The organism is Nonomuraea sp. MG754425, from assembly GCF_021699195.1.
GTDB lineage: Bacteria > Actinomycetota > Actinomycetes > Streptosporangiales > Streptosporangiaceae > Nonomuraea.
The window spans coordinates 16,851-30,919 of sequence record NZ_SSXE01000114.1 but is presented as its reverse complement, the minus strand read 5'-3'; the positions used below and the strand labels follow the sequence as shown (position 1 = coordinate 30,919).

General features: G+C 72.0%; 14 protein-coding genes and 1 tRNA gene. 7 read left to right on the top strand and 8 right to left on the bottom strand.

The window, feature by feature from the left end; genetic code table 11:
- From FAF44_RS33185 to FAF44_RS33175, 3 genes are all read left to right on the top strand, one after another.
- On the top strand, positions 1-582 hold a 582-nt coding region (locus tag FAF44_RS33185; RefSeq protein WP_237107277.1), incomplete at its 5' end, for a DUF3566 domain-containing protein.
- A gap of 132 nt (positions 583-714) precedes the next feature.
- Positions 715-788, top strand: a tRNA-Ile gene (locus FAF44_RS33180).
- Positions 789-1,045: 257 nt separating this feature from the next.
- Complete coding sequence (locus FAF44_RS33175) at positions 1,046-2,215, top strand: hypothetical protein (protein ID WP_237107276.1); 1,170 nt, start codon at positions 1,046-1,048, stop codon at positions 2,213-2,215.
- 93 nt (positions 2,216-2,308) lie between these two features.
- On the opposite strand, the gene FAF44_RS33170 is transcribed toward FAF44_RS33175, so the two are convergent.
- Genes FAF44_RS33170 through FAF44_RS33160 form a run of 3 tightly spaced genes read right to left on the bottom strand, consistent with a single transcriptional unit; the run spans position 2,309 to position 4,927 of the window.
- Positions 2,309-3,484, bottom strand: a complete 1,176-nt coding sequence (locus tag FAF44_RS33170; RefSeq protein ID WP_237107275.1) for a PLP-dependent aminotransferase family protein — start codon at positions 3,482-3,484, stop codon at positions 2,309-2,311.
- Positions 3,485-3,532: 48 nt separating this feature from the next.
- Complete coding sequence (locus FAF44_RS33165) at positions 3,533-4,285, bottom strand: trans-aconitate 2-methyltransferase (RefSeq protein ID WP_237107274.1); 753 nt, start codon at positions 4,283-4,285, stop codon at positions 3,533-3,535.
- Between the two features lie 33 nt (positions 4,286-4,318).
- Positions 4,319-4,927, bottom strand: coding sequence for a TetR/AcrR family transcriptional regulator (locus FAF44_RS33160; RefSeq protein ID WP_237107273.1), 609 nt, complete (start codon positions 4,925-4,927; stop codon positions 4,319-4,321).
- Positions 4,928-5,011: 84 nt separating this feature from the next.
- Between FAF44_RS33160 and FAF44_RS33155 the strand changes: the two genes are divergently transcribed.
- Positions 5,012-5,989 (top strand): aldo/keto reductase, encoded by a 978-nt coding sequence (locus tag FAF44_RS33155; RefSeq protein ID WP_237107272.1) that lies wholly within the window; start codon positions 5,012-5,014, stop codon positions 5,987-5,989.
- A gap of 420 nt (positions 5,990-6,409) precedes the next feature.
- Here FAF44_RS33155 and FAF44_RS33150 read toward each other — a convergent pair whose 3' ends face one another.
- Complete coding sequence (locus tag FAF44_RS33150) at positions 6,410-6,874, bottom strand: GbsR/MarR family transcriptional regulator (protein WP_237107271.1); 465 nt, start codon at positions 6,872-6,874, stop codon at positions 6,410-6,412.
- A gap of 55 nt (positions 6,875-6,929) precedes the next feature.
- On the bottom strand, positions 6,930-7,553 hold the full coding sequence (locus FAF44_RS33145) for an FMN-binding negative transcriptional regulator (RefSeq protein ID WP_237107270.1): 624 nt from the start codon (positions 7,551-7,553) through the stop codon (positions 6,930-6,932).
- Between the two features lie 35 nt (positions 7,554-7,588).
- On the opposite strand from FAF44_RS33145, the gene FAF44_RS33140 reads away from it, so the two are divergent.
- The 3 genes from FAF44_RS33140 to FAF44_RS33130 all read left to right on the top strand — a co-directional run bounded on the left by FAF44_RS33140 (position 7,589) and on the right by FAF44_RS33130 (position 10,462).
- Positions 7,589-8,917, top strand: coding sequence for an aminotransferase class I/II-fold pyridoxal phosphate-dependent enzyme (locus tag FAF44_RS33140; protein WP_237107269.1), 1,329 nt, complete (start codon positions 7,589-7,591; stop codon positions 8,915-8,917).
- Between the two features lie 179 nt (positions 8,918-9,096).
- Complete coding sequence (locus FAF44_RS33135) at positions 9,097-9,816, top strand: hypothetical protein (protein WP_237107268.1); 720 nt, start codon at positions 9,097-9,099, stop codon at positions 9,814-9,816.
- Between the two features lie 127 nt (positions 9,817-9,943).
- The gene (locus FAF44_RS33130) at positions 9,944-10,462 is read left to right on the top strand and encodes a universal stress protein (protein ID WP_237107267.1); all 519 of its coding nucleotides are present in this window, start codon (positions 9,944-9,946) and stop codon (positions 10,460-10,462) included.
- A gap of 94 nt (positions 10,463-10,556) precedes the next feature.
- Here the strand turns inward: FAF44_RS33130 and FAF44_RS33125 are convergent, their stop codons facing one another.
- The 3 genes from FAF44_RS33125 to FAF44_RS33115 are packed head-to-tail and all read right to left on the bottom strand — an operon-like array spanning position 10,557 to position 13,937.
- Positions 10,557-12,779 (bottom strand): cation-translocating P-type ATPase, encoded by a 2,223-nt coding sequence (locus FAF44_RS33125; RefSeq protein WP_237107266.1) that lies wholly within the window; start codon positions 12,777-12,779, stop codon positions 10,557-10,559.
- A 22-nt stretch (positions 12,780-12,801) separates the two neighbouring features.
- Positions 12,802-13,728 carry a hypothetical protein gene (locus tag FAF44_RS33120; RefSeq protein ID WP_237107265.1) on the bottom strand — a complete coding sequence of 309 codons (927 nt, stop codon included), beginning with the start codon at positions 13,726-13,728 and terminating at the stop codon, positions 12,802-12,804.
- A complete protein-coding gene (locus FAF44_RS33115) occupies positions 13,725-13,937 on the bottom strand; it encodes a heavy-metal-associated domain-containing protein (protein WP_237107264.1) in 213 nt (70 codons plus the stop codon). The genes FAF44_RS33120 and FAF44_RS33115 overlap by 4 nt, the downstream gene beginning before the upstream one ends.
- Between the last annotated feature and the right edge of the window lie 132 nt (positions 13,938-14,069).

Sequence of the window (14,069 nt, the reverse complement as noted above, 5' to 3'; positions counted from 1 at the left end):
GGCGCACCGTGTCGTTGCCCTCCGGCTGCTGGACCCCCTGAGGCGGGACAGCCGGGCCCGCCCGTCCCGCCTCAGGGGGTCCAGCAGCCGGAGGGCAACGACACGGTGCGCCTGCGTCCGTCGCTGGCCACCGAGGCCCCGCCGCTCGTCGAACTCCCAGGCAGCAACAACAAGAAGAAGTCGAACAACTCCGGGGGGCGGCTGCCGCGCAAGGCCCACCTGGTGTTGCGCCGCGTCGAGCCGTGGTCGGCCATGAAGTTCAGCTTCGTGGTCTCCCTGGTCTGCTTCGTGGTGCTGTTCGTGGCCGTGGCCGTCCTGTACGGCGTGCTGTCGGCCCTGGGCGTCTTCGACTCGATCGTCGACCTCGTCAACCAGCTCGGCAAGGGCGAGCAGGGGCAGAGCTCGATCCCGATCGACATCGCCTCCTGGTTCGAGCCCGTGCGGATCCTCGGCTACACGGCCCTGATCGGCGCGGTGAACGTCGTACTGATCACGGCCCTGTCCACGTTGGGGGCGGTCATCTACAACATCGCCTCCGACCTGGTGGGCGGCGTCGAGGTGACCTTCAGCGAGGCCGAGTAACGACTTGGAGCCCGCGCCGTCCGGCCCGTCCGGACGGCGCGAGCAGGCTGCCGAAGGCTGTAAGCTTTTCCTCGTCCCGAACAAACCGGTTCGCCTCCGAGAGGTGGATGCGATAGCGTTCGGGGTGCGAGCGGGGCTATAGCTCAGACGGTTAGAGCGCTTCCCTGATAAGGAAGAGGTCCCAGGTTCAAGTCCTGGTAGCCCCACCCAGAATAAGCAGCGACAGCGAGTCACTTTCGAATGAGAAGGTGGCTCGTTTTGTCATTGTGGGGGGACGACCTTGAATGCGGTCTCCTTTCACCACTTCGCTGGGGCGAATCGAGGCTCGTCGGTCGCTTCGGGGGCCTGGACGGGCGCGACCTGTGGCAGGGGTACCCGGCGTGGTCTTCGAGGGGGGTGCGCGGGAGGATGGGGCGCAGCGGTGGCGTGGCCGCCGTCATCTCCGCAGAAGGGGTGGAGCGGCATGGCGATCACGACTGACGTCGTCGAGGAGCGGGCGCGGAGCCGGCTGCGGCACGGTCTGCGCATCGCGACGCTGCTCGTCGCCGTGGTGACCGTGGTCGGGCTCGGCGGGATGGCCAACATGCTGAGCCACCTGGACGTCTACGAGTCCGCCCTCGCGCAGGTGGTCGCGCTGGTGGCGCTGTCGGCCGTGCTCGCCGGTGAGGGTGTGCTGCTCGTCCGGCGGCGGTCATGGGGCCGGTTGGCGGGGCCGGCGATCGCCGTCGTGCTCGTCGTGTCCGCGCTGTCGTACGCGACCCTGCCGGAAGGGCGCACCTCGACCGGGCCGGACTGGATCTTCGGCGCCGCCAACTGGGTGGGCGTGGTCGTGCTGCTCGACCGTCCCTTGCGTTATGCGGCGGGGTTCCTGGTCGCCCACGAGCTCACCGCCCTGCTGCATCTGGTGCTGTTCGATGACCCGAGCTGGCCGGACATGGCCAGGTACGCCACGGGTTCGGTGGGCGTGGTCGGCTTTCCCTTGTGCGTGGCCGTGGTGACGTCGGTGCTGGACCGGCTCAGTGCCGCGGCGGTGGCCTCCCAGCGGGAGCTGGAGGAGGTACGCGTCGCGGAGGCCGTGGTGGCGGAGTCGCACCGGCGCAGGCGGCAGCGCTTCGCGGAGTTGTCGGTCACCACGGTTCCGCTGCTGGAAGGGCTCGCCGACGGGTCGCTTCGTCCGGAGGATCCGGTGGTCCAGCGGCGTTGTGCCATCGAGGCGGCCCGGATGCGCCGCCTGTTCGCCGAGACCGACACCGTCGCCGATCCCCTCATGCACGAGTTGCGCCACTGTGCCGACGTCGCGGACCGTAAGGGTGTCGTCGTGGAGCTGGACGCGCGCGGTCAGTGGCCCGTGCTGCCCGTGGCCATCCGGCGCGATCTCACCGAGGCCGTGCTCACCGTGCTCGCCACCGCCGCCTCCCGGGCGCGGGTCACCGTCATGGGCGACGCGGACCTGGTGTCGGTCAGCGTCGTCGCGGACTGCGGTGAGGTGGAGGTGCCGAGCCCGGCGACGCCTGATGTGCGGGTCGAGACGCTGAACAGCGACGACACCGTGTGGATGGAGGTCCGGTGGCAGCCGGCTCCCCAGTCGGTTCCCCCGTCGGCTTCGCGGGCGGTTCCGCAGCCGGTGGGGTGATCCGTTCCGGCAACCTCAGGATGTGCGGGATGCCGCCTTGCCGAACGCCGGGTCTGAGCGGCCAGGCCGCCTGGCAGGCTCGCCGACCTCGGCTCAGTCGCCGTTCGATCGTGTCGCCGCTGACAGCGCGCGGCCGAGTCGGCGGCCCGCCTCGGCGAGTTCGTCCGGGGACAACAGCGAAAAGCTGAGCCGCAGGTGATCGAGGCCGCCGGACCCGTTCGGGTAGAAGCGCTGCCCTTCGACGAAGGAGACCCCGTGCCGCTCCGCCACGGGGAGCAGGTCGCGTGCCAGGAGCCCGTCCGGGAGCTTGAGCCAGAGGAACCAGCCGCCGGCCGGTGGCTCGACGGGCAGGGTGGGGGCGGCGGTCCGCAACTCCCCCACGAGAATGTCGCGCCGGCGCCGGTAGAAGTGCCGGACGCGTTCGACGTGGCGGTCGTAGGCGCCGGAGTCGCCGAAGCGGGCCATCGCCATGGCCACGGAGTGGTTGACGCCGCCGCCGCTGTCGACGTAGCCCAGCTCGGAGAGCGTGCGGACGAGGCTGGGTTCGGCGTTGATCCAGCCCAGCCGCAGTCCGGGCGCCACGGTCTTGGAGAAGGAGCCGATGCGGACCACCGACCGGCCCTCCGCCAGCCGCCACAACGAGGCGGGCGGCGGGCCGTCGTAGTGGATCTCGCGGTAGGTGTCGTCCTCGATGATCACGAGGCCGGTGCGCCGGGCCACCCGGACCAGTTCGAGCCGCCGGTCGCCGGGCAGGGAGCGGCCGGTCGGGTTGCCGAAGGTGGGCACGAGATACAGCAGGGGCACCCGCCGTCCAGCGCGGCGCAGGGAGGTCAGCAGGGACTCCAGCGCGGCCGGGTCGATGCCGTCGTCGTCGGTCGGCGCCTGGACGAGCTCGACCGCGCGATCGCGCAGGATGCGCAGGCCGTAGTGGTACGTGGGCGCGTCGACGAGCACCACGTCGCCGGGTTCGGCGAGCACGGTGGCGACCAGGGACAGGCCGTGCGAGGCGCCTGCCGTGACGAAGAGCCCGGCCGGGTCGGCTCCGCCGTCCTCCAGCGTCCGGAGGTGTGCGGTGAGCCAGTCGACGAGCGGGCCGGGGCCGGTCGCGTGGCCGTAGGTCAGGCAATGCCAGCCGAAGGCGTCGGCGGCGGCACGGTTGGCCTCCTGCCATGCCTCGACCGGCAGCGCGTCCGGGTGCGGGTGCCCCCAGCCGAGGTCGAGCACGCCCGTCCGGCCCTGGAACTGGATGACGGGGAGATCTTCGTTCACAGGCTCCCACTTTTGCACAAAGCGGACAGGCGAGGAAGCCGGGCGGTGTCAGGCGGCTCGGCGGGCGAGGGTGAGGTTGGTGACGAAGGTCATGTGCACGCCGTCGCCCAGCAGCGGGGTCAGCTCGCGCAGCAGCGGCTCCCGCAGGCCCGGGTCGAGGACGCGGTAGGCGGAGATGGTGCGGACCAGGTTCAGGTAGCGGCCGGCGGCGTACCACTCCGTCCACGAGTAGGAACGGTCGTCGAGGTCGGTGAAGCGGGGGTCGCCGGCCAGCAGGCGTTGTGACTCCTCGCTGCGGACCGCCTCCTCCTGGTGCAGGCTGGAGCTGGTCATGCCGTGACGGTGGTCGACCTCGGCGAGGGCGGAGCGCAGGCCGGGGTCGGTGACGAGGTAGTGGTTCCAGAAGAGCGCCAGGGCTCCGGACGGGGCCAGCGCCGCGTGGGCCAGGTCCCAGCGCCGTCGTGGGTCCACCCAGTGCCAGGCCTGGCCCGAGTACAGCAGGGCGAAGCGGCGGTCGGGGACGTAGTCCTCGAACATCCCGATCTGCACCCTGACGTCCGGGCAGTTCGCCGCCAGCGCCGCCGCCATCCTGGCATCGGGCTCGACGCACGTCAGGTCGGCCACACGGGGGGCGAAGACGGTGGTTGCCTTGCCGGTGCCCGCGCCCACCTCCAGCACCGAACCGGACGGCGCGTACTCCAGCACCTCGGTGACGAGCCGGTCGGGATAGCCGGGCCTGGCCGACTCGTACAGGTCGACGGCCTGGCCGAACACCACACTTCGCGCACGGTCCACGGGCATGCTGATCCTCTCCTCGCTCAGGAAGTGATGACGTCAGGAGTCTTTCGGGCGCAGGGCGTCCACGACGAGGTCGAGCAGGCGGCCGGTGCGTTCGGGAGCGTCGCCGGAGGCCGTGGACAGGAACACCCCGAAGACCATCGCGGTCACGTCCGCGGCATCGACGTCGGTGCGGAACGCGCCGGTTCGGACGCCCTCGTCGAGGATCGTGCCGATCGCGGCGGTGATGCGGTCACGGGTGGCCGGTGTGGTGATGCGTCCTGAGGCCCAGCTCGTACGGAGGGTGTCGAGCAGGCCGCGCTTGCGCGCGACGAAGGTCGCGTATCCGTCCATCCACGCGCGGAGTGCGGCCTCGGGCGGCAGCCGGTCGAGCAGGTCGGGGGCGCTCGTGGTGACGTCGTCGAGTTCGGCGGCGTAGACCGCCTCGACCAGGGCCTCCCGCGTGGGGAAGTGGCGGTAGAGCGTGCCGATGCCGACCCCGGCGTCGCGGGCGACGGCTTCGAGCGGGACGGTGCCGTCGCTCGCGGCGAAGGCGGCCCTGGCGGTGGCGATCAGCTTCTCGCGGTTGCGCCGCGCATGGGCACGAACCGGGCGTCCGGCGTCGGCCGGCGTGGCGTCGGTGGGTGGCGGATCCGGCCGAGACAAAGCGGAGGCACCTCCGGTAGTGTTACGCTCGCCTTAGCGGAGGCTCCTCCGCTAACTCCCATCATCTCACGAGGGGGCACAACCATGGCATCCACCGGCACCCCGTCTCCCCAGACGGCCAGTGGCGCTCCCCGACCGGGCGGCACCGGCACGCTGGCCGGTCGTCCCGTCTCCCGCGTCGGCTTCGGGGCGATGCAGCTCGAACGCCTGCGCGGCGACCGCGCCGCCGCCGTCGCGCTGCTGCGCCGCGCGGTCGAACTGGGCGTCGACCACGTCGACACCGCGGAGTTCTACGGCCACGGCCTGGTCAACGGGCTCATCCGCGAGGCGATCCGCCCGGAGGACGGCGTGCTCGTCGTGACCAAGGTCGGTGCGACCCCCGACCCCGACGGGCCCCTCCCGCTCCGGCTCGCGCAGCGGCCCGAGGAACTGCGGGCCGACGTCGAGGCCAACCTCAAGAGCCTGGGCGTCGAACGGCTGGAGGTCGTGAACCTCCGGCGCGCGGACACCCGTCCCGGGGTCCGGGCCGAGGGCGACCAGGTGGTCGATCTCGACGACCAGCTCGCGGTGCTGACGGCCCTGCGCGACGAAGGCAAGATCGGCGCGATCGGGCTGAGCGCGGTGACCCTCGACGTGCTGCGCCGGGCGATCCCCGCCGGCATCGCCTGCGTGCAGAACGCCTACAGCCTCGTCGCGCGCGGCGATGAGGAACTGCTGGAACTCTGCCTCGCCGAGGGCATCGCCTGGGTGCCGTTCTTCCCGCTCGGCGGCGCGTTCGACGGCATGCCGAAGGTGGCCGACGAGCCCGCCGTCGAGGCCGTCGCGCGCAGCCTCGGGTGCACGCCGTCGCAGGCCGGCCTCGCCTGGCTGCTGCACCGCGCCCCGAACGTGCTGCTCATCCCGGGCACCGCCGACGCCGGTCACCTCGAGGCGAATCTCGCCGCCGGGGCGCTCGCCTTCGACGCGGCGACGCGGGCCGCGCTCGACGCCGTCACGCCGCCCGAGGTCTCGGAAGAGGCCCTGTCCCTCGGGTCCGCGCGTCACGGACAGAACCCGTCATAGCGGACGAAACCCGGCCTGTGTCAAAGGCGGGTCGCATGGGGAAAGGGCGGCGTTCAAGGTCCACCAGCTTTTCCCCAAGGGTCTCGGCGCTGGTGAGTTCATCCACAGGTTGTGGGCCCAGGTTCGCGAGCTGTTGACAACCTCTGGGAGACGGAATCCCCAATACGCGACGGGTGCCTCCGAGGGTGTGGTATTGGCGCTCGACGGAGGCCCGTCAACGGCTCTTGGGATGGCTTTGACCAGGGAAAATACGGCGACGGCGCAGGTGTGTGCCAGTGCCGGCGCGCGGGCGTCGTCAGAGGGCCGGGTGGCGCCTCCGCGACGCCGGACGGCCACAGAGTTATCCACAGGATTTGCGAGTTGTCCACAAGCTGTGAACTGAGCCGGATCGGGAGCCCCAGCCGTTCTGTGCCGGTGGGATCAGTGCCGCTCGGCGGCGCTCCGGTCGAGCGCCTCGGCGAGTGCCGCGATGGAGGTGCGGGCCGAGCGGATGCGCGCCGTCTTCGTCTCGTCCGCCCAGCCCAGTCGCAGCCCCTCGGCCGCCAGCCCGTCGAACGCGGTGAACGCGGCGAGCTTGCGCCGGATGACCTTGGCCCAGGCGTCGTCCGCGATCCGGTAGTAGACGTTGCGCTCGCCGGGCCTGCGGACCCGGCGGACGAGCTCGATCGACGTCAGGAGCTGCAAGTTCGTCGTCAGGGACGCGCGGCTCGCCCCGATGGCCGCGGCGAGGTCGCCGGCGGTCTGCTCGGGCGGGTCGCAGGCCATCAGCCAGCCCAGGACGCGGCCGGTGATCGGGGCGAGCCCCCACTCCCCGGCGACGAACGAGGCCACCCGCTCGACCCAGGCGAGCACCTGCTCGTGGTCCGGGCCGTCCTGGGCGGTCATGCCAGCATCCTAACGTTCGCCCACGTCACCGGCGGTTTCGCGACGACGGCGAGCCTCAGGTCCGGCCGCCGCGCCGGCGCTGCTGGGCCAGGACACCGGCGTCGCCCGGCAGGTTCCGTCCGGCCAGCCCGCGCGCGACACGCTCGCGCAACTCGGCCGGGCGATGACCGTCGTACTTGAACTTGGCCCGCACCTCCTCCACCCGCAGCCGCAGCCCCCGGATCCCCGGCAACATCCGGTGGTACGGCCCCGCCTCGGCCGCCACCTCGCCGTGGTCGCCGGCGGGCTGGTGGTGGGCGAGCTGGCGGCGCAGGATCTCGGCCTTGCCCTCCCTGTCGTCCACGACCTCGGCCCGGCACACGAGCTGAACGGCGGCGTAGTAGCTGGTCGGCACGCCGGTCTCGGGAGAGTCGGAGCGCCAGGAGGTGGGGATGTAGGCGTAGTCGTCGTGCACGCTCACCACCGCCACAGGGTTGGCCGCCAGCGCCTCCCAGATCGGGTTGGGCCTGGCCAGGTGGAGCACGACCTCGCTGTCCCCGTCGTACCTGAAGTGCGTCGGCACCACCACCGGCGCCGCGCCGTCCACGCCGTTGACCGCGATCTGGCCGAAGTCGCGGGTACGCAGCCAGCTCCGCCACTCGTCGTCGTCCTGGGCGGCGTCCCATGGATGGATGAGCACACGAACCACCTTTGTATTAGTACATAATGTATTTTGTGCTAGAAAAGTACCTGATCGCAGGTGGGACGGCCAGCGAGATAGCGGCGGGCGTCGAGGCAGCCGTGTCCGAAGGACGACTCCCACCAGGCACGACGTTGCCCCCGGTACGGGAGGCGGCGGCGCGGGCCGGGGTCAGTCCGGGCACGGCGGCCGCCGCGTACCGGCTGCTGCGTGAACGCGGCGTCATCGAGACGGCCGGCCGGCGCGGGACCCGGATCCGGCCGCGGCCGGCCAGCACGTTCCGCGAGGAGATCCGCGTCGAGGTGCCGCCGGGCGTACGTGACCTGACCGAGGGCAACCCCGACCCCAGGCTGCTGCCGCCGCTGCACGACGCGCTGGCCGCCGCCGCCCGGGCGCACGAGGCCCGGCCCGCCCTGTACGGCACCGGCGACGACGCGGAACTGCTCGCGCTGGCCGGCCGGCGCCTGCGGGCCGACGGCGTGCCTGCCGCGCCGCTGGCGATCACCTCGGGCACCCTCGACGCGGTCGAGCGGGTGCTGACCGCCCACCTGCGTCCCGGCGACGCGATCGCCGTCGAGGACCCCGGCTGGACGGCCCTGCTCGACCTGGTCGCCGCGCTCGGCCTGCGCCCGGTGCCGATGCGGCTCGACACGGACGGCCCGCTGCCGGAGGAACTCGGGCGGGCACTGCGGGCCGGCGCGCGCGCCGTCGTGATCACCGCCCGCGCCCAGAACCCGACCGGCGCCGCCGTCTCCGCCGCCCGTGCCGTCGAACTGCGGGAACTGCTGGCCTCCTGCCCGGAGGTGCTGCTGGTCGAGGACGACCACGGCTCCGGGTTCGTGGACCTGCCCCTGCACCCGCTGGCCGGCGTCACCGCGCGCTGGATCCTCATCCGCTCCACGGCCAAGTCGCTCGGGCCCGACCTGCGCCTGGCCCCGGTCACCGGCGACCCGGTCACGCTCGACCGGCTGCGCGGGCGGCAGCGGCTGGCCGCCGGGTGGGTGAGCCACCTGCTGCAACACGCCGTCGCCCACCTGTGGCGCACCGGCGCGGTGGACACCGGCGTGGTCGCGGCGTCGTACGCGCGGCGCAGGGACGGCCTGGTCGCGGCGCTGGCCGCACGCGGGCTGCCCGCCTTCGGCCGTACCGGACTGAACGTGTGGATCCCCGTCGCCGACGAGTCCACGGCCATCACCCGGTTGCTGTCCAGGGGCTGGGCCTGCGCCCCCGGCGCGCGCAACCGCATCGGCACGCCGCCCGCGCTACGCCTGACCGTCTCCTCCCTGGACGTGGCGGAGATCGAGCCGCTCGCCGACGACCTGGCCACCGCCCTGAGCCCGGTGCCGGGCGGCCGGTACGGCTGAGACCGCCCCGGTCGTACGGGACCCCCGGCAGCCGGGGAGCAGGTCCCCCTCGATCGGCAGGCGCTGAACTGCCCGGCCGGCACAGCACCGGGTATCCCGCGCGGATAAAGGGCTCACCCTGGGGCAGGACCGTCACGATGCCCTGGGAATCCGCTACAGACCACCCCATAATCAATGCGATGCCGAAATTTCACGACCTTTCGGAATATGCGGCGGCGATCGCCCCCGTCATCGGCGCAGCCCACGTCAACGTGCACGCCTCAGCCGCCAGAGCCGTCGCCGACCTGGCCGAGGCGTCCGGCGTGACCCCCGGCCTGCTGGCCGACCTGCGCTTCACCCTCCCCCTCCGCCCGCTCACCCGCCGCGACCTGGCTGTCATCGACCGGTACGGCGACGCCGCCGCCCGCGAGCGCGACCTGAGCGAGCACCTGCGCGAGGCCACCCTGTCCGAGGACGGCGACGGCCTGCTGCGGCTGACGGCCAAGGGGCTGGAGTTCGTCCACCGCCTGTACGACGCGCACGCCGCCGCGGCCGACCGCGTCTGGGTCGGCCCCGACCTGCCGGACCTGGCCGGACTGACGGCCCGGGTGCTCGACGCGGCCGAGCGCCGGCCCGGCGGGGCGCTGGCGCTGGTGGCGCCCCTGTTCGAGCCGGCGGGTGCGCGGGCCGGGCTGCTGCTGTTCAACCGGCTCGCCGCCGTCCGCTACCACCGGGCCGACGCCCACGCCGCGGCCTGGCAGGCGGCCGGCCTGTCCGCGGCCGAGATCGTCCGCCTCGCGGACGGCCCCCTGCGCGCCGGGATCGAGGCGGAGACGAACCTGCGGGCGTCCGCGCCGTACCGGAATCTGACCGGCCAGGAACGTGAGGTCTTGTACGAAGGACTGCTCAAGCTGGTCTGACGGCAGAGCCATACGGATGCCCCCGTTCCACCGTTGAATTTCGGACAGGACTCCAGAGTTCGCAAAGTGCCACCTCCCGGTAACCAGCGAGGTGGCGCACTATGGTCGTACTTCGACAGGAGGCACCGTGGAACAGGATCTGCCCGGCGGTGCGCGGCTGATCGTCGGGGTGGACGAGTCCCCGGCCGCGCGCTGGGCGCTCGCCTGGGCCATCGGCGCGGCCAGGCTGCACCGGATGGCTCTGGTGGCCGTGCACGTCAGCCGCGCGCCCGTTCATCCGTTCCCTGAGGCGCTGCCCGTGCAGCACGTGGTCAGGACGGGTGAGGAGGCCCGCTGCACCGAGGTGATCGCGAGCGTGTTCGAGGACGTGGCGGGCGGCGTGCCCGACGACCTGACGACGTTCGCGGTGGGCCGGGTCGGTGATCCCGGCTATCACCTCGTCGATCTGGCGCAGGAAGGTGATCTGCTCGTGCTCGGACGGGGCCGGCGCGGGCTGCTCAGCCGGATCTTCCTGCCCTCGACCAGCATGTACTGCGCCCGGCACGCCCGCACGACCGTCGTGATCGTGCAGCAGCCGACGCCGCCCGACGAGCCGGAGCTGTCGAGCGAGCGCAGCCGGCGCTTCTGGAGCCGCCGACATCCGTGACCCGGCCGGGGCACGACGTCGGCGACGGCCGGTGCCGCGATGGCACCGGCCGCCGCCGGGCTGCTCCCCCGAGGCCGTCCGGCCCCGGGACGTTTCACGTGAAGCGGCGCAGACGCAGGCTGTTGCTGACCACGAACACGCTGGAGAAGGCCATCGCCGCCCCCGCGATCATCGGGTTGAGCAGGCCGAGCGCCGCGAGCGGCAGGGCGGCCACGTTGTAGGCGAAGGCCCAGAACAGGTTGCCCTTGATCGTGCTCAGCGTCCGGCGTGACAACCGGATGGCGTCCGGAGCCACCCGCAGGTCGCCGCGTACCAGGGTCAGGTCGCTCGCCTCGATGGCGGCGTCGGTGCCGGTGCCCATGGCCAGCCCCAGATCGGCCTGGGCCAGCGCGGCGGCGTCGTTGACGCCGTCGCCCACCATGGCCACGACCTTGCCCTCGGCCTGCAGCCGCTTGACCACGTCCACCTTGCCGGCGGGCAGCACCTCGGCGATCACCTCGTCGATGCCCACCTCGGCCGCCACCGTGCGGGCCACGGCCTCGTTGTCGCCGGTCAGCAGCACCGGGGTCAGCCCCTGCGCCCTGAGCTGCGCGATGGCCTCCTTGCTGGTCGGCTTGACCACGTCCGCCACCACCAGCACGGCGCGGGCCTTGCCGTCCCAGCCGACCGCCACGGCGGTACGACCCCTGGCCTGCTCCTCGGCCAGCTCGCGCTCCAGCTCGACCGGGAGGTGCTGCGACCACTCGGCCAGCAGCCGCGGACGGCCGACCAGGACCGCGTGTCCGTCCACGATCCCCTGCACGCCGAGCCCTTCGACGTTCGCGAAATCCTCGACGGAGGCGTCGGAGCCCGCGGCGCGGGCGACGGCCTGCGCGATCGGATGCTCCGAGGCGTGCTCCAGCGCGCCCGCCAGCCGCAGCACCTCCTCGCGGGTCTCCCCCTCGGCGAGGTGCACGGCCGTGAGGGTCATCCGGCCCTCGGTCACCGTACCGGTCTTGTCCAGGACGATCGTGTCGATCCGGCGGGTGGACTCCAGCACCTCAGGGCCCTTGATCAGGATGCCGAGCTGGGCGCCGCGACCGGTCCCGACGAGCAGCGCGGTCGGGGTGGCCAGGCCGAGCGCGCACGGGCAGGCGATGATCAGCACCGCCACCGCGGCCGTGAACGCCGCCCCCACGCCGTCGCCGGTGCCCAGCCAGTAGCCGAGCGTGCCGACCGCCAGCGCGATCACGATCGGCACGAAGACGCCGGAGATGCGATCGGCCAGCCGCTGCACCTGTGCCTTGCCGGTCTGGGCCTCCTCCACGAGCCTGGCCATCTGGGCGAGCTGCGTGTCCGCGCCGACCCGGGTGGCCCGGACGATCAGCCGTCCGCCCGCGTTCACCGTCGCCCCGGTCACCGTGTCACCCGGACGCACCTCGACCGGCACCGACTCGCCGGTCAGCATCGAGGCGTCCACGGCCGAGGAACCCTCCTCGACCACCCCGTCGGTGGCGATCTTCTCGCCGGGCCTGACCACGAACCGGTCGCCGTTCTCGAGCCGCTCGATCGGCACCCGCCGGCCGTCGGCCAGCTCGGCCTCCTTGGCGCCCAGCTCCATGAGCGCCCGCAGCGCCGCCCCTGCCCGCCGCTTGGAGCGCGCCTCGAAGTAGCGCCCGGCCAGGATGAACGCGGTCACTGCCGCGGCCGTCTCCAGGTAGATGTTGCCGGAGCCGTCGGTGCGCTCGATCGTGAACGTGAACGGATGGGTCATGCCGGGCGTGCCCGCGCTGCCGAAGAACAGCGCCCACAACGACCAGCCGAGGGCGGCCAGCGTACCGACCGAGATCAGCGTATCCATGGTGGCGGCGCCGTGACGCAGGTTCGTCCAGGCGGCCTTGTGGAACGGCCAGCCCGCGTACGCCACCACCGGCGCGGCCAGCGTGAGCGACGCCCACTGCCAGTTCGTGAACTGCAACGGCGGGATCATCGCCATCGCCACCACCGGCACGGACAGCACGATCGCGGTGATCAGCCGGTTGCGCAGCGGCTCCAGCTCGTCGGCCGGCTCCTTCCCCGGCGCGGCGGGGTCGCCGGAGGGCGGCGCGGGCAGCTCGGCCGTGTAACCGGCCTTCGCCACCTCCTCGACCAACTGCTGCGGATCGACGTTGCCGGGAAAGGTGACCTTCGCCTTCTCCGTCGCGTAGTTGACCGTCGCCGTCACGCCGTCCAGCTTGTTCAGCTTGCGCTCGATCCGGTTGGCGCAGGATGCGCACGTCATGCCGCCGATTGTGAGTTCGACAGCTTTGTCCTCTGTGGTTTCGCTCAAGGAAGACATCACCTCTCCTTTCTTCGTTTCCTCAGTGGCCGTGGTCGTCGGTGTCGGAAGGGGCGTGCCCGTCCGACTTGGTGGCCGTGGCGGTGAAGCTCGCCGTACGGACCTCGCCCCCGTGCTTGAAGTCGAGGAACAGCCGGTAGTCGCCGCGGCTGGGGGCCTCCGCGTAGAACGTGATCCCGGGCCCCGCGGTCTTGCTCTCCTCGGGGTGAACGTGCAGGTAGGCCAGGTCGCCGGCGCGAAGCGCCACCAGGTGACCGTACGCCCCGAGGTAGGGCTCCAGGTCGTCGACCGGCTTGCCGTCCTTGCTGACCGTCAGCGTGAGCTTGCTGGAGCGGCCCGGGACCAGGTCGCCTTCCAGGCCGACCGTGTAGTCACCGACCTCCGCCGTCCGGCTGACGTGCGGCAGCGGCTCGGGCTGGTAGTCGCCCGCAGCCTGGAGATCCGCGCCGAGCGTGAGCTTCTCCCCTCCCGTGGGGACGAAGTCGGCGAACGCCCGGTACGCCCCGGCCTTCGGCAGCGTCAGCTTGACCGACCAGGTGCCGTCGGGGGCCATCTCGGGGTGAAGGTGCTGGAAGCTCGTCAGGTCGCGGGAGGCGACGATGAAGTGCAGCTTCTTGTCGTGCTCGACCTGGTAGGCGGTGACCGGCTGCTCGTCGGGGCCGATCACGGTGAACTCGAAGTCCGTCGGTTTTCCGGTCGTGAGCGGGGTGATCGGGTTGAGGGTGTAGCCGTTCTGGGACACTTGGAGCCCCCCGGGGGTATCGCTTACCGCTTGTTTCTGTCCTTGCTCCTGCTCGGTGGCGTGCCCGTCACCGGCGTGACCACCGGAGTCGGCGGTCGCGGCCGGCTGCGGCGGGGTGGGGCCCGCCACCTTGCCCACGCCCAGGGCACCGCCGAAGAGGACGGCGAGGCCCAGGGCGTACGAGCCGAGCTTGGCGGCGGTGTTCATGACCGATCCGCCATTTCATATCCGGCTTCCTCGACCGCGGCGGCGATCTTCGCGCGGTCGAGGGGGCCTTCGCTGTTGACGGTCAGCAGGCCGGTGGCCAGGTCGACCTCGACGTTCGTGACGCCGGCGACCTCGGCGACCTCCTCCTTGACCGAGCTCACGCAGTGGCCGCAGGTCATGCCGTTGACGGTGAAGGTGCTGGTGCTCATGGTCTTCTCCTTGTGTGTCATGCGTCACGTGCGACGTGGGCCGCTTCTACAGTCTCTGCTTCCGAGTCTAACACCGTACCCCCCTAGGGTATTACTGCGCCGGTACCCCCAGGGGGTAACTCCGAACGCTGT